24 protein-coding genes and 1 pseudogene are annotated in these 15,687 nt (G+C 51.9%); 21 read left to right on the top strand and 4 right to left on the bottom strand.

The window, feature by feature from the left end:
• The 19 genes and pseudogenes from E3E33_RS11035 to E3E33_RS10445 form a co-directional block, all read left to right on the top strand.
• A pseudogene (locus tag E3E33_RS11035) lies at positions 1–164 on the top strand (sodium:proton antiporter); the annotation flags it as partial.
• On the top strand, positions 161–565 hold the full coding sequence (locus E3E33_RS10530; RefSeq protein ID WP_012572540.1) for a Na+/H+ antiporter subunit C: 405 nt from the start codon (positions 161–163) through the stop codon (positions 563–565). The pseudogene E3E33_RS11035 and the gene E3E33_RS10530, both read left to right, overlap by 4 nt.
• Complete coding sequence (locus E3E33_RS10525; protein WP_167712068.1) at positions 562–1,047, top strand: Na+/H+ antiporter subunit E; 486 nt, start codon at positions 562–564, stop codon at positions 1,045–1,047. Before E3E33_RS10530 ends, E3E33_RS10525 begins: the two co-directional genes overlap by 4 nt.
• 11 nt (positions 1,048–1,058) lie before the next feature.
• Positions 1,059–2,627, top strand: a complete 1,569-nt coding sequence (locus E3E33_RS10520) for a proton-conducting transporter membrane subunit (RefSeq protein ID WP_167712069.1) — start codon at positions 1,059–1,061, stop codon at positions 2,625–2,627.
• Between the two features lie 52 nt (positions 2,628–2,679).
• Entirely contained in the window at positions 2,680–3,267 is a 588-nt protein-coding gene (gene mobA / locus E3E33_RS10515) for a molybdenum cofactor guanylyltransferase MobA (protein ID WP_167712070.1), read from the top strand.
• Positions 3,268–3,404: 137 nt separating this feature from the next.
• A complete protein-coding gene (locus E3E33_RS10510) occupies positions 3,405–3,911 on the top strand; it encodes a monovalent cation/H+ antiporter subunit E (protein ID WP_167712071.1) in 507 nt (168 codons plus the stop codon).
• Entirely contained in the window at positions 3,908–4,171 is a 264-nt protein-coding gene (locus E3E33_RS10505; RefSeq protein ID WP_012572545.1) for a cation:proton antiporter, read from the top strand. The genes E3E33_RS10510 and E3E33_RS10505 overlap by 4 nt, the downstream gene beginning before the upstream one ends.
• Positions 4,168–4,539 (top strand): monovalent cation/H(+) antiporter subunit G, encoded by a 372-nt coding sequence (gene mnhG / locus E3E33_RS10500; protein ID WP_012572546.1) that lies wholly within the window; start codon positions 4,168–4,170, stop codon positions 4,537–4,539. Before E3E33_RS10505 ends, mnhG begins: the two co-directional genes overlap by 4 nt.
• On the top strand, positions 4,536–4,802 hold the full coding sequence (locus tag E3E33_RS10495; RefSeq protein WP_012572547.1) for a DUF4040 domain-containing protein: 267 nt from the start codon (positions 4,536–4,538) through the stop codon (positions 4,800–4,802). Before mnhG ends, E3E33_RS10495 begins: the two co-directional genes overlap by 4 nt.
• The gene (gene mbhE, locus E3E33_RS10490; protein ID WP_012572548.1) at positions 4,799–5,095 is read left to right on the top strand and encodes a hydrogen gas-evolving membrane-bound hydrogenase subunit E; all 297 of its coding nucleotides are present in this window, start codon (positions 4,799–4,801) and stop codon (positions 5,093–5,095) included. Before E3E33_RS10495 ends, mbhE begins: the two co-directional genes overlap by 4 nt.
• Positions 5,092–5,538 (top strand): Na(+)/H(+) antiporter subunit B, encoded by a 447-nt coding sequence (locus E3E33_RS10485; protein ID WP_167712072.1) that lies wholly within the window; start codon positions 5,092–5,094, stop codon positions 5,536–5,538. The genes mbhE and E3E33_RS10485 overlap by 4 nt, the downstream gene beginning before the upstream one ends.
• Positions 5,535–5,894, top strand: a complete 360-nt coding sequence (locus E3E33_RS10480; protein ID WP_012572550.1) for an NADH-quinone oxidoreductase subunit K — start codon at positions 5,535–5,537, stop codon at positions 5,892–5,894. Before E3E33_RS10485 ends, E3E33_RS10480 begins: the two co-directional genes overlap by 4 nt.
• A complete protein-coding gene (locus E3E33_RS10475) occupies positions 5,891–7,489 on the top strand; it encodes a proton-conducting transporter membrane subunit (protein WP_167712073.1) in 1,599 nt (532 codons plus the stop codon). The genes E3E33_RS10480 and E3E33_RS10475 overlap by 4 nt, the downstream gene beginning before the upstream one ends.
• A gap of 1 nt (position 7,490) precedes the next feature.
• On the top strand, positions 7,491–7,838 hold the full coding sequence (locus E3E33_RS10470; protein WP_012572552.1) for a hypothetical protein: 348 nt from the start codon (positions 7,491–7,493) through the stop codon (positions 7,836–7,838).
• A gap of 4 nt (positions 7,839–7,842) precedes the next feature.
• Complete coding sequence (locus E3E33_RS10465; RefSeq protein ID WP_012572553.1) at positions 7,843–8,370, top strand: NADH-quinone oxidoreductase subunit B family protein; 528 nt, start codon at positions 7,843–7,845, stop codon at positions 8,368–8,370.
• Positions 8,370–8,939, top strand: coding sequence for an NADH-quinone oxidoreductase subunit C (locus E3E33_RS10460; protein WP_012572554.1), 570 nt, complete (start codon positions 8,370–8,372; stop codon positions 8,937–8,939). Before E3E33_RS10465 ends, E3E33_RS10460 begins: the two co-directional genes overlap by 1 nt.
• On the top strand, positions 8,936–10,216 hold the full coding sequence (locus tag E3E33_RS10455; RefSeq protein ID WP_167712074.1) for a nickel-dependent hydrogenase large subunit: 1,281 nt from the start codon (positions 8,936–8,938) through the stop codon (positions 10,214–10,216). The genes E3E33_RS10460 and E3E33_RS10455 overlap by 4 nt, the downstream gene beginning before the upstream one ends.
• Before the next feature lie 5 nt (positions 10,217–10,221).
• Positions 10,222–11,214 carry a respiratory chain complex I subunit 1 family protein gene (locus tag E3E33_RS10450; protein ID WP_167712083.1) on the top strand — a complete coding sequence of 331 codons (993 nt, stop codon included), beginning with the start codon at positions 10,222–10,224 and terminating at the stop codon, positions 11,212–11,214.
• Positions 11,211–11,669: a 4Fe-4S dicluster domain-containing protein gene (locus E3E33_RS10445; RefSeq protein ID WP_012572557.1), complete on the top strand. Its 459-nt coding sequence runs from the start codon at positions 11,211–11,213 to the stop codon at positions 11,667–11,669. The genes E3E33_RS10450 and E3E33_RS10445 overlap by 4 nt, the downstream gene beginning before the upstream one ends.
• Before the next feature lie 273 nt (positions 11,670–11,942).
• Here the strand turns inward: E3E33_RS10445 and E3E33_RS10440 are convergent, their stop codons facing one another.
• The 4 genes from E3E33_RS10440 to E3E33_RS10425 are packed head-to-tail and all read right to left on the bottom strand — an operon-like array spanning position 11,943 to position 13,869.
• On the bottom strand, positions 11,943–12,431 hold the full coding sequence (locus E3E33_RS10440) for a ferritin family protein (protein WP_167712084.1): 489 nt from the start codon (positions 12,429–12,431) through the stop codon (positions 11,943–11,945).
• 46 nt (positions 12,432–12,477) lie between these two features.
• A complete protein-coding gene (locus E3E33_RS10435) occupies positions 12,478–12,651 on the bottom strand; it encodes a hypothetical protein (protein WP_167712075.1) in 174 nt (57 codons plus the stop codon).
• Positions 12,648–13,346, bottom strand: coding sequence for a SagB/ThcOx family dehydrogenase (locus tag E3E33_RS10430; protein ID WP_167712076.1), 699 nt, complete (start codon positions 13,344–13,346; stop codon positions 12,648–12,650). The genes E3E33_RS10435 and E3E33_RS10430 overlap by 4 nt, the downstream gene beginning before the upstream one ends.
• A 37-nt stretch (positions 13,347–13,383) precedes the next feature.
• The gene (locus tag E3E33_RS10425) at positions 13,384–13,869 is read right to left on the bottom strand and encodes a THUMP domain-containing protein (RefSeq protein WP_167712077.1); all 486 of its coding nucleotides are present in this window, start codon (positions 13,867–13,869) and stop codon (positions 13,384–13,386) included.
• Positions 13,870–13,930: 61 nt separating this feature from the next.
• Here E3E33_RS10425 and E3E33_RS10420 point away from each other — a divergent pair, with 61 nt between their 5' ends.
• Together E3E33_RS10420 and E3E33_RS10415 are read left to right on the top strand one after the other, a co-directional pair.
• On the top strand, positions 13,931–15,136 hold the full coding sequence (locus E3E33_RS10420; RefSeq protein WP_167712078.1) for an ATP-binding protein: 1,206 nt from the start codon (positions 13,931–13,933) through the stop codon (positions 15,134–15,136).
• Positions 15,133–15,660, top strand: a complete 528-nt coding sequence (locus E3E33_RS10415; RefSeq protein ID WP_167712079.1) for a metal-dependent hydrolase — start codon at positions 15,133–15,135, stop codon at positions 15,658–15,660. The genes E3E33_RS10420 and E3E33_RS10415 overlap by 4 nt, the downstream gene beginning before the upstream one ends.
• Positions 15,661–15,687: the final 27 nt, after the last annotated feature.

Here is a 15,687-nt window from a genome sequence, read left to right as displayed (position 1 = left end):
AACCAGTATTTCCCGCAGAGATCAACGGCCAGCTCATTGGCGGCTCACTGATTTACTACAACTTCTTCGAATTCCTAGCAGTTGGAGCCGGCTTTACAGCAGTATTCCTCCTCCTGGCGATTCCAGAGGAGAAATTCAAGAAAATCCTGGGGGTGAGGAGATGATAGGCTTCCTCTGGAGCCTTGTGGTAATTTCACTCATGACGACACTGCTCATCGGCCTCTACGGAATTGCCAGGAGGCCCAACCTCGTCAAGAAGCTCATAGCACTGACTATCATCGGTGACACCGCGAACCTGCTCGTGGTCATGCTCGGCTACCGCCTGACCTATCCGACGGCTCCCCCGATTCTCCCGAGCCTGGAGAAGAGCGCACTAGGGAGCTTCCTGAGCGCCGCGGTTGACCCTCTCCCCCAGGCGCTGGTGATCACCGCCGTCGTCATTGGAATGGCCGTTAACGTGCTGATAGCCTTCGCGATCGTTCAGATTTACAGGCTCTATGGCACGCTCGACGCGAGGGAAATAGGTGTAAAACGCTCATCGCCGCTGGAGGGTGAGAAGATATGAGGGGTGTGATTCCCACCGCACTGCTCGCGTTCATTACCTACATCCTGTTCACCGGCTCCGCAACGCCCTACGATCTGGCAACTGGAGCCATCGTCGCAATCGCCGTAGGACTGCTAGCAGGCAAGTTCCTCGTGAAGAACGACGCTAAAGCGCTGAATCCGGCCAGGTGGCTCTGGCTTGGCGCTTACTTCCTCTGGTACATGCTGGTCGCCGAAGTCAAAAGCCACATTGACGTGATGCTCAGAATCATTACAGGAAACGTCGAGCCCGGAATAGTCAAAGTGCCTATCGACGTGAAGACCGAGTACGCCAAGACCCTCGTGGCGAACTCCATAACCAACACGCCCGGAACGGTCGTGGTGGACATGGACGAGAACTACCTCTACGTGAACTGGATTGACACTAGCACGGAAGACCCAGAAGAAGCTAGAAGTGAGATCTCCGCCGACTTTGAGAAATACGCGAAGAAAATATTCGAGTGAGGTGATGAAAGATGGACATCGTGGGACTCACCCCCGTGATACCAATACTCTTCGCCTTTGCTCTCCCTCTCACGTCAATAATAGTCAGGGGCAACAGGAAGATAATCCAAGCATATGCTCTAATAGGCACGGGCTTGACTTTACTCGCCTCCTACGAGCTTTTCAGACAGGTTTATAACTCCAGCAAGCCCTTAATCTATACCTTCGGCGGTTGGACTGCCCCGGTTGGAATAATCTACGAAGTCGACAGGATGAGCGCTCTCTTCGCCCTGGTTACTGCCGCGCTGATGTTCCTGATTGCGATTTACAGCTACCGCTACCTGGAGCACGAGGAGGGCTTGGAGTGGTACTACACGCTCTACCTCGGCCTTGAGGCAGGTTTACTCGGCGTTCTCCTCACAGGCGACGCCTTCAACCTCTTCGTCATGATAGAAGTCACCAGCATCGCAGCATACGCCCTCGTCATGTTCTACAGGGACAGGGGCGATTCAATCTGCGCCGGCCTGAAGTACGCCTTTATCGGCGCTCTCGGAACGACCATGTACTTCCTCGCACTTGGGACACTCTACGGGGCGTTTGGAACATTGAACATGGCCAACTTGGGCGCATTAATCCACGGATTGAGCTTCCCGATAGCGGGCACCACTTACGGCAATATCGCGATAGCTTCAGGCGTTGCCCTGGCCTTGGCCACCTGGGCGTTCTTGATTAAGTCTGCCATAGTCCCGAACCACTTCTGGCTCCCAGAAGCCCACCCAGCAGCACCAAGCCCAATCTCAGCCATACTCTCAGGACTAGTCGTCAACGTCGGTGTCTACTCACTCATCAGATTCCTCTACACCGTCTACGGCGGCGAAGTCAGCGGTTCGCTCGGTGGGGTTATCCACGCCCTCAGCGTTATCCTGATAGTCCTGGGTGCGGTTTCGGCACTCTTCGGTGCCCTCATGATGAACGTCCAGCGCGACGTCAAGAAGCTCATTGCCTACTCCACGATAATGCACATGGGCTATCTGGCGATGGCGGTTGGCGTTGGAACCCAGCTGGCACTTCAGGCAGCGGCTTTCCACATCATTAACCACGCAATCGCCAAGGCCCTCCTCTTCCTCGCGGCGGGTGCCTTTATCCACGCGGTCGGCTCAAGGGACATCTCAGACCTGGCAGGCCTCGGCAGGCAGATGCCCGTTGCCACCTTCGGCCTGGCCATAGCAACCCTCAGCCTCGTCGGAATCCCGCCATTCAACGTCTTCTTCAGCAAGCTACTGCTCTTCAACGCCTTCATGGAGAAAAGCCCTGCCCTGGCCCTAATCCTAGTGCTGAGCTCTGTGATTGCACTGGTGGCTTACGTTAGAGTGTTCCAGGAGATCTGGCTCGGCAAGCCCAAGGAGAAGGCGACCATCAGGGAACACGGCAGCATGAGCGGGGTTCTGCTGATACTGGCAGTCATCTGCCTGCTGCTTGGACTCTTCGCACCATACATCATCGAACACTACATTAACCCCGCTGTAAGCCAGGCCATGGACTACAGGCTCTACATCCAGACGGCGTTGGAATACGCGGCAAAGCTGAAGATGGGCCTTTAATCCTTTTTTATATTCTTCAGGCACACTAAAGCGCCAACGTGGAGGGAAGGAGTTGATCGGAGCGGTTCTAGCGGGGGGCAGATCAAAGCGCTTTGGTGGAAACAAACTTCTGTACAGAATCGACGGAAAGCCGTTAATCCTTCATACAATTGAGAGACTTGAATCAGCGAATGAAATAGAAGAGGTCGTCATCGTTGCCTCTCCTGAAAACGCTGAAAAGCTGAAAACCTTTGGCTATCAGGTTCTTGTTGATGAGCTTCTCGTTGGCCCAATTGGAGGAATATATACTGCTCTAAGCTTAGGGGACGCTTTCGTCACGGCAGGGGACATGCCCCGTATAGTGCCTGAGTTTGTAGATTATATAATCAAGTACTTCCACAAGAGTAGGAAGGCTGTCTGCGTCCCGCGCTGGATTAATGGGCACATAGAACCCCTGCATGCAGCATATTCTATGGGATTCTTGGACATTATTGAGGGGCAACTAGCTTTGGAAGAATATAAGATAAAGAGGGCCATAGAAAAAGCCAATGTCTGCTACTTAACAATAGAAAAAGTCCCCCCTGAATGGAGAGAAAGCTTTTTCAACGTGAACAGAAAAGATGATCTGCGAAAACTCGGAATTTCTGAACCTTTGGTTTAGAACAGGGTGTTACATACTTTTATTTTCAATTCTAAGCTTCAAAAAACTCTTTTAAAAGTGAACATCCAATTAGGTTTGGGAAATGGTAAACAAAATTGTAAAAGGGTGTTTTGAACCAAACGTGGGGTGATAGAAAGATGGCATTTATTGCCGCCTTCATCTGGTGCTACATCCTCTGGCTGGGGCTGACGGCAGGAAGCAGCGGACTATTATGGAGCAGCGAGGAACTAATAGCCGGTCTGATGTTCTCGGCGGTAATAGCATACACTACCAAAGGCGTCATTGGTGAAAAGGCTGGCCGCTTCCTAAACCCAATAAAATGGTTTGAGTTCATAGTTTACTCCATCGGCCCGCTCTTCTGGGGCATGGTCAAGGCCAACTTCCACGTCGCTTGGCTCGTTATAACCGGCAAGATAAGGCCAGGCATAGTGCGCGTTCCTGTTGACCTCGAAAACGACGCCCAGTACACAATCCTGAGCAACTCAATAACACTCACACCTGGAACGCTCACCATCGATGCCTGTCCTGAGGAGAAGGCCCTCTACGTCCACTGGATTGACATTCCCGAGGGACTTGAGAAGCCTGAAAGCTCCGAGCCTGTGGCTGGATCTTTCGAGAAGTGGGCGAGGAGGTTGGGAAGATGATAGAACCAGTGTTCTTCTACTCAGCACTGATAATAATGGTCGGCGCATTCATAGCCGTGTTGAGGGTTCTTCTCGGACCAACCGTGCCAGATAGGGTCGTGGGAGTTGATACCCTCAACACGCTGGTAGTGGCCGGCATGGTTCTCCTGGGGGCGGCCTATGACAGGACGATATACATCGACATCGCGATAGTCTACGCCCTTCTGAGCTACATAGGAACCCTCGCTATAGCCCGCTACATGCAGGGGGGATTGAAATGAACACCGTTGATTACGTTATCTACGCCTTCCTCGCGATAAACATAACGTTCAACCTCCTGGGAAGCATTGCATTACACAGATTTCCCGACGTATACACAAGGCTCCACGGGGCAACAAAGTGCACAACCTTCGGGACTATATTCGCTGTTCTAGCGGTCGTTGTCCATTCCCTCTACCGGCTCGACGTTACCGGCGATCCAAAGTACCTCCAGATGACACTCCACAGCGTTGTAGCTCTCATAGCGCTCTTACTCACCAACCCGACCGGCGCACACGCCATAGCTAAGGCCGCTCACCTGAGCGGCGTTAAACCTGTCAAAGCTGTCATCGACGCCTACGAAGGGAAGCTCGGGGGTGGTGAGGAATGAACCCCATCACAATTGACCAGATCATTCAGTTTGGGATTCTTATCAGCGTTCTCATTACCGCATATCTCACGATACGCCTCAGGGACTTGCTCAGTGCGGCTCTTGCATCTGCAGCCATGAGCCTGCTCCTAAGTTTGGAGTTCTACATGCTCCATGCGCCAGACGTTGCGATAGCTGAAGCGGCCGTTGGTGCAGGTGTTGTTACGGCCATAGTTGTGTATGGAATCGCTAAAACAGAGAGATGGGAGCGTGAGGGATCATGAAGAGAACCCTCGCTTTCCTTTCGCTGCTGTTCATTCTCGGAGCGCTGCTTTACATAGCCAACCCTGACTACGGCCTCAAATTTGGGCTGGGTGGGGATGACTGGAAGAACCTCCGCTACACTGACGACTACTATATCACCCACGGCGTGGAAGAAGTCGGTGGTACAAACATCGTTACGGACATAGTCTTTGACTACCGTGGCTACGATACCCTTGGAGAGGCTACCGTCCTGTTCACGGCCATCGCTGGAGCCGTTGTGCTTCTCAGGCCCTGGAGGAGGGATGAGGAATGACCGATGATATGGGACTCATCGTTAAAACCATGGCGAGGACAACCATTCCACTCATCGGGATATTCGGAGCCTACGTGGTTTCCCACGGTCACCTGACGCCAGGTGGTGGCTTCCAGGGAGGCGCCACCATAGCGGGAGCGGGCATACTTTTCCTCATAGCATTCGGCCTGAAAGAGATGAAGAAGGCATACAACAAGCACCTCTACTCAGTCCTTGAGGGAATCGGCGGACTTGTCTTCCTCGGCGCAGCAATGCTCGGCATAGGCACGGCGTTCTTCTACAACATACTCTGGAACAACGGCCCAATCCTCAATGGTGAGCCCGGAACGCTTCTTTCAGCTGGGTTCCTCCCAATAATGAACCTAGCCGTCGGTTTGAAGGTTTTCACTGGCCTCGTCAGCGCGATGGCTGCCATAGCACTTTACAGGAGGTGGAAGTCATGATACCCTTCCAGTTCATCACAGCCTTCCTAATGATAGCTCTAGGCATATACGCCTTCCTGTACAAGAGAAACCTCATCAAGCTCATCCTCGCATTGGACATTATAGACTCCGGCATCCACTTGCTCCTTGTAAGCCTCGGATACCGCATGGAGCTTAACGAGCTCCCCACCGCGCCAATTTACACAGGCTACGAGACGCTCAAGAGCCCTATGGTTGGCCCACTTCCACAGGCTCTCGTGCTCACGAGCATCGTCATTGGCGTCTGTGTTCTGGCTCTTGCGATGGCCCTCACGATAAACGCCTACCGCCACTACGGTACCCTCGACGTTAACGCCCTCAGGAGGTTGAGAGGATGAACGGGGAAGCGATACTTCCCTACCTCATAATCATCCCGCTCTTTGGAGCGTTTGCGATGCCCATAGTGAATCTTGCAGGAAAAAAAGCGAGAGAGGCCTGGGCAGTCCTCATAAGTGCGCTGACGTTTATCGTAAGTTCGGTGATATTCTACCACATCTGGAACACTGGAGAAATTATAGTCTACACCCTCGGTGCAGAGACACCATTCGGCCAGGGGGTTGAGTTCCCGATTAGAATAGTCTGGGAAGTCGACCTTTTCGGCGCAATAATGGTGTTCATTGTGGCGTTTGTCTCGCTAATGGCAGTAATCTACTCCATCGGCTACATGAAGCACGACACCGGACTCGACAAATACTACACACTCATACTCATCCTTGAGCTGGGAATGCTTGGCATAGCCATAACCGGCGACCTGTTCAACTTCTACGTCTTCCTCGAAATCATGAGCATAGCCAGCTATGCCCTCGTTGCCTTCAGGAATGACACATGGGAAGGCATCGAAGCCGGCATAAAGTACATGTTCGTTGGCTCGATAGCCAGTGCTTTCGTGCTCCTCGGCATAGCCCTCCTCTACGGCCAGTACGGAACCCTCACAATGGGGTACCTCGCAGTTAAAATCGTGCAGAATCCCACTGTCACCGCCAAGGTCGCATTGGCCCTCTTCATAGCGGGGCTGCTCTTTAAGAGCGGTGCCTCCCCAGTCCACATGTGGCTCGCCGATGCACACCCCGCGGCACCTAGCAGCATCTCGGCAATGCTCTCGGGTCTAGTCATTAAGATCGGTGGAATCTATGCGATAGCGAGAATACTCTTCAGCATCTACACTCCAATGGCCCACAGTATAGTGCTTGAAGCATATCTCCAACCCCACATTAATATGAGCGCGATAGGATGGATCATTATCATTTTTGCGTGCTTAACGCTGATAATTGGCAACGCAATGGCAGTCATCCAAACGGATATGAAGAGACTGTTGGCCTACTCTTCCGTCGGACAGATAGGTTACATACTCCTTGGCCTTGGAATAAGTATAGCTGCCTACGGGACTCAGACAGGCGAGATAGCCCTGGCAGGTGCAATCTACCACACTGTAAACCACGCGCTCATGAAGGCCCTCTTGTTCCTCGTTGCGGGTGTCGTAATCCACCAGCTTGGCACGAGGAATCTGAACGAGCTGAGTGGATTGGCGAAAACCATGCCCAAAACAACGTTTGCATTTCTTATAGGTGCAGCCGCTATAGTAGGAATGCCCCCATTGAACGGCTTTGCCAGCAAGTGGCTCATCTATGAGAGTTCGGCCATCTTCAATCCAATCCTTGGTGCAATAGCCATCATTGGAACGGCATTCTGTACGGCAGCCTACGTCAGGGTGCTCTACACGTTCTTTGGTAGGCCGAGCGAGAAGGTGATGGCCGCCAAAGACCCAGAAACCTCAATGATGCTTCCAATGCTCCTGCTCGTGCTTGCAATAATCGTCATGGGGCTCCTCCCGTGGCAGATAAGCGACAAGGTCATGATACCTGCAGCTAGGATGCTGGAGCAGTTCAGGTTTGAGTACATAAACGCTCTAATGAGCCTTGTTGGGGGTGCGTGAAATGTTTGGCTACTGGGACGCTCTTTACTTTGTCTTTATCTTTATTATCGGCCTCATCATAGCATGGATGTTGAACGAATGGGCCAAGAAGTCTGGAATGGGTACGAGAGAAGCTGGTGATGGCACGAAAGTCTTCATCAGTGGTGAGGATCCGGACAAGGTAATCCCAGGCTTCGAGCATTACGAAGGTTACTACACTGGCAAGAACGTCATGTGGGGTCTCACATACGCCCTCAAAAGGTTCTTCGCCCTCCTCAGGAACGAGCACACAGGTCTGCTCACCGATTACGTAAGCTACCTGCTCATAACGACGGCTTTCGTGCTCGGAGTGATACTGATTTGGGGGTGATTGAATGAGCATCAAGGTTCCCGCTGACCAGAATAGAACAAACGGAACCACAAGTGAGCGCGAGATGCTGGAGAAGAGAATAGCCCAGTTGTGCCGCTTCATAGGAAGATCACCCTGGGTATTTCACGTAAACAGTGGAAGCTGCAACGGCTGTGACATCGAAATCATAGCCGCCCTGACCCCACGCTATGATGCCGAGCGCTTTGGCGTCAAGCTCGTGGGAAGCCCCAGGCACGCTGATGTCCTCTTAGTAACAGGGCCAGTCACAGACCAGAGCCTTGAAAGGGTCAAGCTTGTCTACGAGCAGACACCAGACCCGAAGATAGTCATAGCAGTGGGATCGTGCCCCACTGGCGGTAGCGTGTTCTATGAGAGCCCATTCACCAATGCACCGCTGAGCAACATCATTCCGGTTGACGTCTACGTGCCAGGCTGTCCACCAAGGCCCGAGGCCATACTCTACGGCGTCGTTTTGGCCCTTGAAAAGCTGGCTAAAATCCTGAAAGGCGAAGTTCCGGAGGGTGAAGAGTGATGGCTGATGATAACAGAATCATGGAGAATGTTGATAATGTTAGAGAACCAACCAAGGAAGATACTGTCGCTGAGACCATAAAGAGCCGTTTCCCCAATGCTCACGTGGAGATACGGGAGAACAAGTGGGGAAGGAAGCGCGTCTGGGTGATCGTTCCACGAGAAGACTACAAAGCGCTCATGAAGTTCCTCCTTGAACTCGACCCAGAGGCCCACTATTCGATAGGAATAGAGCAGGACTACGGGGAAGAGATAGGCTATATGAGCCACATCCTCCTGCACTACGACAATGCTCCAGCAGTCTCACTGCTCGTCGATGTTAGAGTACCCAAAGACGATCCAGTAATTCCCGATATCAGCGACATCTTCCCGATAGCACTCCAGTACGAAAGGGAAGCCGCTGAGATGATGGGCATAGTCTTCGAAGGTATCCCCGACAGTAGAAGGCTTTTCCTCCCGGACGACTTCCCAGAGGGTATCTACCCGCTCAGACTCGACGAAAAAGGCATACCAGAAGAGATTGTCAAGAACGCTGGACACCCGTACTACCTGAAGGGGGGAGATAAATGACCAAGAAGGTCGAGTACTGGATAAAGATACCGTTCGGCCCAATTCATCCCGGCTTAGAGGAACCTGAGAAGTTCATACTTACGCTCGATGGCGAAAGGATAGTCAACGTTGATGTTAAGCTTGGCTACAATCTACGTGGCCTGCAGTGGATAGCATACAGGAGAAATTACGTCCAGATAATGTACCTCGCAGAGAGGATATGTGGCATCTGCTCGTTCTCCCACAACCACACCTACACCAGAGCCGTTGAGGAAGCGGCCGGAATAGAAGTGCCAGAGAGGGCTGAGTACATCCGTGCCATAATAGGCGAGCTCGAGAGGGTTCACTCCCACCTGCTTAACCTCGGTGTCCTTGGCCACGACATAGGCTACGACACGGTCCTTCACCTCACATGGCTGGCACGCGAGAGGGTCATGGATGTTCTTGAAGCCATTTCAGGGAACCGCGTGAACTACTCGATGGTAACCATAGGCGGTGTGAGAAGGGACATCGATGAAAAAGGGAAGCGGCTCATTCTCAATATGATAAAGTACTACAGGAGCATAATGCCTCAGATAGAAGAGATTTTCCTCCATGACCCCACTATAGAAGCCCGTTTGAGGGACTGTGCGGTGATAAGCAAGCGCGTCGCCCTTGAGCAGGGTGCAGTGGGGCCGACTGCCAGAGCTTCTGGTCTAAAGGTCGACGCCAGGTGGAGTGAGAGGCTTGGTGTTTACCCTGACCTAGGAGTTAAGCCAGTGATGCCACAGGACGTTACGGGAGAAAAACCGCACGGTGATGTATTCGACAGGGCAGCCGTAAGAATAGGAGAAATATACCAGAGCCTCGACATGCTCGAACACGCACTAGACCAGATGCCAGAGGGTAAGATAAAGACATTCCCAAAGGACAACGTCTTGGTTGCCAAGCTCAAGATTATGGTTGACGGAGAGGGAATCGGAAGGTACGAGGCTCCACGTGGCGAGCTGGTACACTATGTTCGCGGAAAGAAAGGCTCCGATAAACCGCTCCGCTGGAAACCAAGGGAGCCAACTTTCCCGAACCTCTTCGCAGTTGCCAAGGGTGTGACAGGTGATCAGGTGGCAGACTTCGTGCTGGCAGTGGCCTCGATAGATCCGTGCCTGAGCTGTACAGACAGGGTTGCCGTAGTACAGGATGGAAAGAAGAGAATTCTTACGGAAACCGACCTGCTGAGACTCTCAATAAAGAAGACACGCGAGATAAACCCCGAAGTTAAAGGCGACCCAACACCGGTCGGCTTCGGCTGCTCGAGGTGATGGGGATGGACGTAATGGCGAACATCGTTTATCCGGTAGCAGGTTTAATAGGCCTTTACGCTTTCGTCTCACTGGCATCGCTCATCTGGGAAGGTATAGACAGAAAGCTCGTCGCAAGGATGCAGAGAAGGGTAGGGCCGCCGCTTCTCCAGCCCCTCTATGACTTCTTCAAGCTAGCGAGCAAGGAAACAATAATCCCCAACACGGCTAACTTTATGTTTAGAGCCGCACCTGTACTCGCCCTGGCAACGGCCATAGCACTCCTCGCCTACACCCCGATGGGCTTTGCTCCACTACTCGCGAGCAAGGGAGACGTCATCGTTTTCATATATCTCCTCACCCTCATTGGCTTCTTCAAGATACTCGGTGGCATAAGCTCAGGAAGCCCCTACGCAAAGATAGGAGCTGCAAGGGAAGCAGCAATAATGGTTTCCAGAGAGCCTGCCATGATGCTGGCCCTATTCGCTATAATATGGCGTCTTGGAAAACTTGGAGTCAACAAGCCATTCAGCATGGAGGTCTTCTACCAGTACAACATTTGGGAAATAGGTACCCCACTCAGCCTTATAGGTGCCGTAATCCTCCTTTACGTCTTCGTCATTTGGCTGGCAAGTGAAATAGAAGTCGGATATTTCAACATACCCGATGCAGAGGAAGAGATAGCCGAAGGACTGCTCGCCGAGTACAGCGGGCGCTACCTGGCCCTGTTAAAGCTCACGAAGGCACTGAAAACTTACATAGCAGCATCGCTCGTCGTAGCAATATTCTTCCCCTGGGGAATAGCAGATTACTTCAACCTCACCGGACTTCCAGCAAACGTCGTAAACCTGCTATTCCATACACTCAAGGTATTCATACTGCTCTTTGCTGTGCAGAGTGTCTTCAGGGCCACTACAGGCAGACTCAAAATAACGCAGGCGGTTGACTTCCTCTGGAAGAACGTCTTCTTAGCTTCGCTCATCGGCGCACTCCTTATCGCCATGGAGGTGATAATGTGAGGCTCTCCCCGCTCATCCCCACCGTGCTCAGAAACATGTTCAAAAAGCCTGCCACCAACCTCTTCCCTGCAACTGAACCAGTGCCGGTTCCAGATAACTTCAGGGGCCAGCTGAAGTACAACGTGGACAAGTGTGTCGGCTGCAGGATGTGCGTCACAGTCTGTCCAGCCGGCGTCTTCGTCTTCCTACCTGAGATAAGGAAGGTCGCTCTGTGGACCGCTAGATGTGTCTACTGCTCGCAGTGTGTTGACGTTTGTCCGACCGCAGCCCTCCAGATGAGCGATGAGTTCCTGCTGGCAAGCTACAACAACTACGACGACAAGTTCATCCCGCTCAAGCCCGAAAAGGTTGAAGAGATAAAGAAGAAACTGGAGGAGCAAAAGAAAGCGAAGGCAGCTGCAGCTGCCAAGAAAGCCATGGAGAAAAAGGAAGCAGGGAAAGAGGCCAAAAAGTGAAGGCAGTACGGAAGTCCGAAGACGAGTGTGAAGTTATTCCTTCATACCTCTTTTATTCTGTTCTAGTAAGAGTAGTCATTTATGGAGGATTAACGACATTTAGTAGAGCTTCTCAGTAGAGCAGGAGAATGAAAACATCACTTATGGAACATACGCCGCGATCTTTTATGAACGCTTTGACACAGCTACCTATAACAAGGCATTTGAAGACAAAAAACGGAACAACAACGGACATCTAAAAATATAAGAAGGATTTTCTACTATATTTTGACGTTAGATGGCTCTGACTTTCAGTTCTTCGTACCTCTTTTTGAGAAGCTCGTAGTGGCCCCACTCTACTTCGGCCAGCTTTGCATAGAGTTTCTTTAGCTCTTCATCCCTAACCCTTTCAGCTAGGAGCTTGTAGGACTCGTGGGCTATCAGCTCGCTCTCCATCGCAGCCTTGAGTATTTCCTCGAGCTGGTCAGCTCTCTCAAACTTATCGAGAAGGGGCAGAACTTCAAGCGGTGGAACTTCACTCCTCGGCTTTCTGCCGTACTTTACTCTGAACTGTCCCTCTAGGTCTTTTGCGTGTTCCAGGGAATCCCCAGCAAGCTTCTCAAAAGTCTTCACGAGCCCCTCACCGAGTCCAAGGTTCCGGGCTCTTTTTGCTAGTTCTTTGTAAAATTTTGCCTCCTCCTTTTCACTTTCTATCCAGTAAGCCAGAACCTCCTCGTAGTTCAATTTTTGGAGGGTCTCAATTATCTCGTCAACGTCATACATGGTCACTCACAATAACACTACTCTCATAGGACTAAAAATCTTGAGTTCACCTCACAAACCATATGAGAATGACTATAATAAGGTACGTCGCGACGCTGAGGACTATGTGAACCTTGATCCAGAAGTCCTTTCGTTTTGAGAGGAAGATGAAAGCTCCACTAAGCATCGTCAGGCTCATGAGGGCAAAGGTAAGATAGCCGAGCGTGTGGTGGTCTATCATCCCGGAACACCCACAGGAAAGATATAGAGAGGAACGCCTTCGGTTCCGAGTATCTCAGCCACCTGATCCTCGTAGAAGGCCCCAACAGCGACGGTTCCAAGTCCGAGGGCGGTGGCTTGAAGGTATATGTCCTGCCCGATGTGTCCGGCCTCCATGTGGACATACCTTATTCCCCTGTCGCCGTAATAGGAGGTCGTTTTCTCGTAGAAGGCCACAAGGACTATGTCAACCGGAGCATTTCCGATCCACTTCTGGTCGAGGGCGGCCTTCTGCAGTGCCCTCCTGTAGTCGCCCTCCTTTACCAGCGTCAGGCTGTGCTTAAAGGGATCGTAGTGGTAGATACCCGGCTTAAGGCCCTCGACGTTTCCAACGACAATATAGACCTCAAAGGGATAGGTGGCTCCAGCGCTTGGGGCACTTCGTTTATTCCCGTGCGTTATACCCTGAGCAGCCCAGAGAAGCTGAGAGAGCTGTTCTAGGGTTAGAGGCTCGTTCCTATAGGAGCGTACACTCTTTCTCATCGCTATGGCCTCTTCAAGGCTCATCTCGCCTGTTAATCTGGGCTCCGGGAGTAGAACGACTTTGCCCGAGATGGTCTCACCCCCTCCACGCCCAAGGTAGGGCTTTACAAGTATCAGAAGCGAAGAGACTATGACGAGCAGAATCACCATATACGAGACGTGTCGGTAGTCCATGTTATGAATTGGTCTTTAATCGTATTTTAGGTTTCCACTAGTCCTTAACCTCGAACCTGAGCATCTCATCGGGCTTGAGAACCCCCACTCCAGCCTTCTTCCCAATAACCTCGACGACGAGGGTATATTCCGGCTCGCTCAGATCCACTTTGAGTCCGTAGCGCTCGACGATTAGAGAGCCGAGGTCAATCTCAAGCTCCCTCGCCTTGAGTGTCCTGTTTCCCCTAACCTTTGCCCGAACGGCGAAGGTTCCATCGATTTTTTCTGCAAGCTTAAGGGCAGCTTCCTCTATCTTCTCCATTCTGGCAGGAACAAGAAGTTCCAGCGGGATGACCCTCTGTATTGTCTGCGTTTCGAAGCGCTTAAGCCTTTCAAGGACTTCTTCACGGGACAGAGGTGTCTCGGCCAGGAGAACACCCTTCCAGTCCGTTCCCTTGACCTTAACCTTCTCCAGCGCCCATTCCAGCTCGAGGATTGCATCCCCCTCACGGCCCTGAGGTGCCGTAACGATCAGAACTGTCATTTTTGCTCACCGATGGACAAGCTTTTATATTTTACAATCCTAAACTATGCGGTGAGTTAAAATGGAAACCGGCGGCCTTAAGCTTTACCCCTACCAGTCATACGAGGTTTATGGCCTTTCTCGGAACCCCTTCGAGCAGCTCGCAAGTGAGGGAATAGCCGACGTCGAGGGCATTCACGTCTATCAGGAAATCGACATGCGCCTGCAGATGATACTCTCCGAGGTCATAGGAAATAAAAGCTCCATAGCCCTCTCCATAGTCGGTCCCCTCGGAATGGGCAAAACCCAGAGGCTGAAAACTATAGCAAAGGCCATTGAAGAAAATAAAGGAAAAGCCATCTACGTCAAGGTTGATACCAATGACATCCTCAAACTTACGCGCGACATATTCTACGCACTGAAGCCGCCAAAGAGCAGGACGAACATCTTCCTTGAGAACCTAAGCAAAAAGCTTGGCTTTATTGACAGACTGGAAAAGATGCTAAGCGATACCAAGGAATACAAGAGCAGGGACATAGCCGAGCTTTTGACGGAGCAGATGAGCAAGTACCCCTACTGTGCCCTTCTCCTCGACGAGCTCGAGAACATGCAGACCGCGAGTGAGCAGGAGAAGATACAGTTCTTCGAGATGCTGAGGCACTTTATAAGCAACATGCCCAAGGGTTGTATAGTGGCCTTCGCCTGTGTGCCCGAGGCCTACGAAGAATACAGCAAGATATTTCCCGCATTCTTCATGCGCCTGCATTATGAGTTCAAGCTGAGGCCGATGAGCCTCGACGAGGCTTACGAGCTCGTCAAGAAGAGGCTCAACATGGTCAGGATAAGGGACACCGACGACCCGCTTTATCCGTTCACGGAGGAGGCCATAAAGCTCATCCACGAGCTCGGAAAGGGCAACCCGAGACAGATTCTTCGCTTACTTCACTACGTTCTGAGCGAAGCTGCCAAGCACAAGTTCGATCCGATAGACGACTACGTGGTCACGACGATCCTCGAGGAGCCCAAGAGCCTTGAGGAATACCTCACGAGGATCCCGAAGGACTACAAGGACCTCGTCGAAGCTATAGTCTTCGAGTTCAACGGCGGACCGATCAGCTACATACAGGTCGCGAAACACGTCAAGAGGCCCGGAATACAGGTCTACGATCAGCTCAACGAGCTAATAAGGCTCGGCTTCCTCGTCGGTGATCCAAAAGGCAACTACAAGATTCCAGACTACGTCAGAAAGTTCCTCGAGGAGGCTTCGAATAGGGAGGAGACAGAATGAACTACGAGGAGCACGTGCTGGCCGGGATAATAACGTATCCCCTGGCTATCGCAGTGGCTTCCATCCTCAAAAACTTTGGTCTTCCGGTTGAGCTCAGCACAATGGCAATGGTGCTCGGTTACGCCCTCTACGTTTTGGGAAGCGACCTGCCGGACATGGATCATCCCCACGCCCTCATCCACCGCGGAACGAAGCCGCTAGTCTCAGTTGCAGTCGGCAGCGTCGTCTACCTCAGGAGCGTAGACATTGTAAACATCGGGACTGAGTGGAAGAACATCACCCTCGCATGGATTATTGGGGCCATAGCAGGAGTCATAGCATGGTATGGCTTCACGGCCATAATGCCGAAGCACAGGGGCATAATTCACTCCCTGCTCTTTGCCTTCGTTTACGGTCTGCTCGCATTCACACTCGGAAACTTTGGTATTGGACTGTCATTTGAAGAATCCGTCTTCCTCGGCTTTGCGGCCTTCAGCGGCTACACACTCCACTTAATACTCGACAGGGACGTCTCGCTGGTGTGAAGGAAAGGTTTATCGTTCCATGAGGCA

Source organism: Thermococcus sp. GR5, from assembly GCF_012027535.1.
Classification (GTDB): domain Archaea; phylum Methanobacteriota_B; class Thermococci; order Thermococcales; family Thermococcaceae; genus Thermococcus; species Thermococcus onnurineus.
The sequence above is the reverse complement of the archived record's forward strand: the minus strand, read 5'-3'. Positions and strand labels throughout refer to the sequence as shown.

Excerpts from the sequence above, each read along its gene's own strand:
- E3E33_RS10510 (WP_167712071.1), top strand. The coding sequence starts at position 3,405 with ATGGCATTTATTGCCGCCTTCATCTGGTGCTACATCCTCTGGCTGGGG.
- E3E33_RS10425 (WP_167712077.1), bottom strand. The coding sequence starts at position 13,869 with ATGACAGTTCTGATCGTTACGGCACCTCAGGGCCGTGAGGGGGATGCA.
- E3E33_RS10495 (WP_012572547.1), top strand. The coding sequence starts at position 4,536 with ATGAACCCCATCACAATTGACCAGATCATTCAGTTTGGGATTCTTATC.
- E3E33_RS10520 (WP_167712069.1), top strand. The coding sequence starts at position 1,059 with ATGGACATCGTGGGACTCACCCCCGTGATACCAATACTCTTCGCCTTT.
- E3E33_RS10440 (WP_167712084.1), bottom strand. The coding sequence starts at position 12,431 with ATGTATGACGTTGACGAGATAATTGAGACCCTCCAAAAATTGAACTAC.
- E3E33_RS10485 (WP_167712072.1), top strand. The coding sequence starts at position 5,092 with ATGACCGATGATATGGGACTCATCGTTAAAACCATGGCGAGGACAACC.
- E3E33_RS10435 (WP_167712075.1), bottom strand. The coding sequence starts at position 12,651 with ATGATAGACCACCACACGCTCGGCTATCTTACCTTTGCCCTCATGAGC.
- E3E33_RS10480 (WP_012572550.1), top strand. The coding sequence starts at position 5,535 with ATGATACCCTTCCAGTTCATCACAGCCTTCCTAATGATAGCTCTAGGC.
- E3E33_RS10460 (WP_012572554.1), top strand. The coding sequence starts at position 8,370 with ATGGCTGATGATAACAGAATCATGGAGAATGTTGATAATGTTAGAGAA.
- E3E33_RS10420 (WP_167712078.1), top strand. The coding sequence starts at position 13,931 with ATGGAAACCGGCGGCCTTAAGCTTTACCCCTACCAGTCATACGAGGTT.
- mnhG (WP_012572546.1), top strand. The coding sequence starts at position 4,168 with ATGAACACCGTTGATTACGTTATCTACGCCTTCCTCGCGATAAACATA.
- E3E33_RS10470 (WP_012572552.1), top strand. The coding sequence starts at position 7,491 with ATGTTTGGCTACTGGGACGCTCTTTACTTTGTCTTTATCTTTATTATC.
- E3E33_RS10475 (WP_167712073.1), top strand. The coding sequence starts at position 5,891 with ATGAACGGGGAAGCGATACTTCCCTACCTCATAATCATCCCGCTCTTT.
- E3E33_RS10455 (WP_167712074.1), top strand. The coding sequence starts at position 8,936 with ATGACCAAGAAGGTCGAGTACTGGATAAAGATACCGTTCGGCCCAATT.
- E3E33_RS10505 (WP_012572545.1), top strand. The coding sequence starts at position 3,908 with ATGATAGAACCAGTGTTCTTCTACTCAGCACTGATAATAATGGTCGGC.
- E3E33_RS10465 (WP_012572553.1), top strand. The coding sequence starts at position 7,843 with ATGAGCATCAAGGTTCCCGCTGACCAGAATAGAACAAACGGAACCACA.
- E3E33_RS10530 (WP_012572540.1), top strand. The coding sequence starts at position 161 with ATGATAGGCTTCCTCTGGAGCCTTGTGGTAATTTCACTCATGACGACA.
- E3E33_RS10525 (WP_167712068.1), top strand. The coding sequence starts at position 562 with ATGAGGGGTGTGATTCCCACCGCACTGCTCGCGTTCATTACCTACATC.
- E3E33_RS10415 (WP_167712079.1), top strand. The coding sequence starts at position 15,133 with ATGAACTACGAGGAGCACGTGCTGGCCGGGATAATAACGTATCCCCTG.
- mbhE (WP_012572548.1), top strand. The coding sequence starts at position 4,799 with ATGAAGAGAACCCTCGCTTTCCTTTCGCTGCTGTTCATTCTCGGAGCG.
- E3E33_RS10450 (WP_167712083.1), top strand. The coding sequence starts at position 10,222 with ATGGACGTAATGGCGAACATCGTTTATCCGGTAGCAGGTTTAATAGGC.
- E3E33_RS10430 (WP_167712076.1), bottom strand. The coding sequence starts at position 13,346 with ATGGACTACCGACACGTCTCGTATATGGTGATTCTGCTCGTCATAGTC.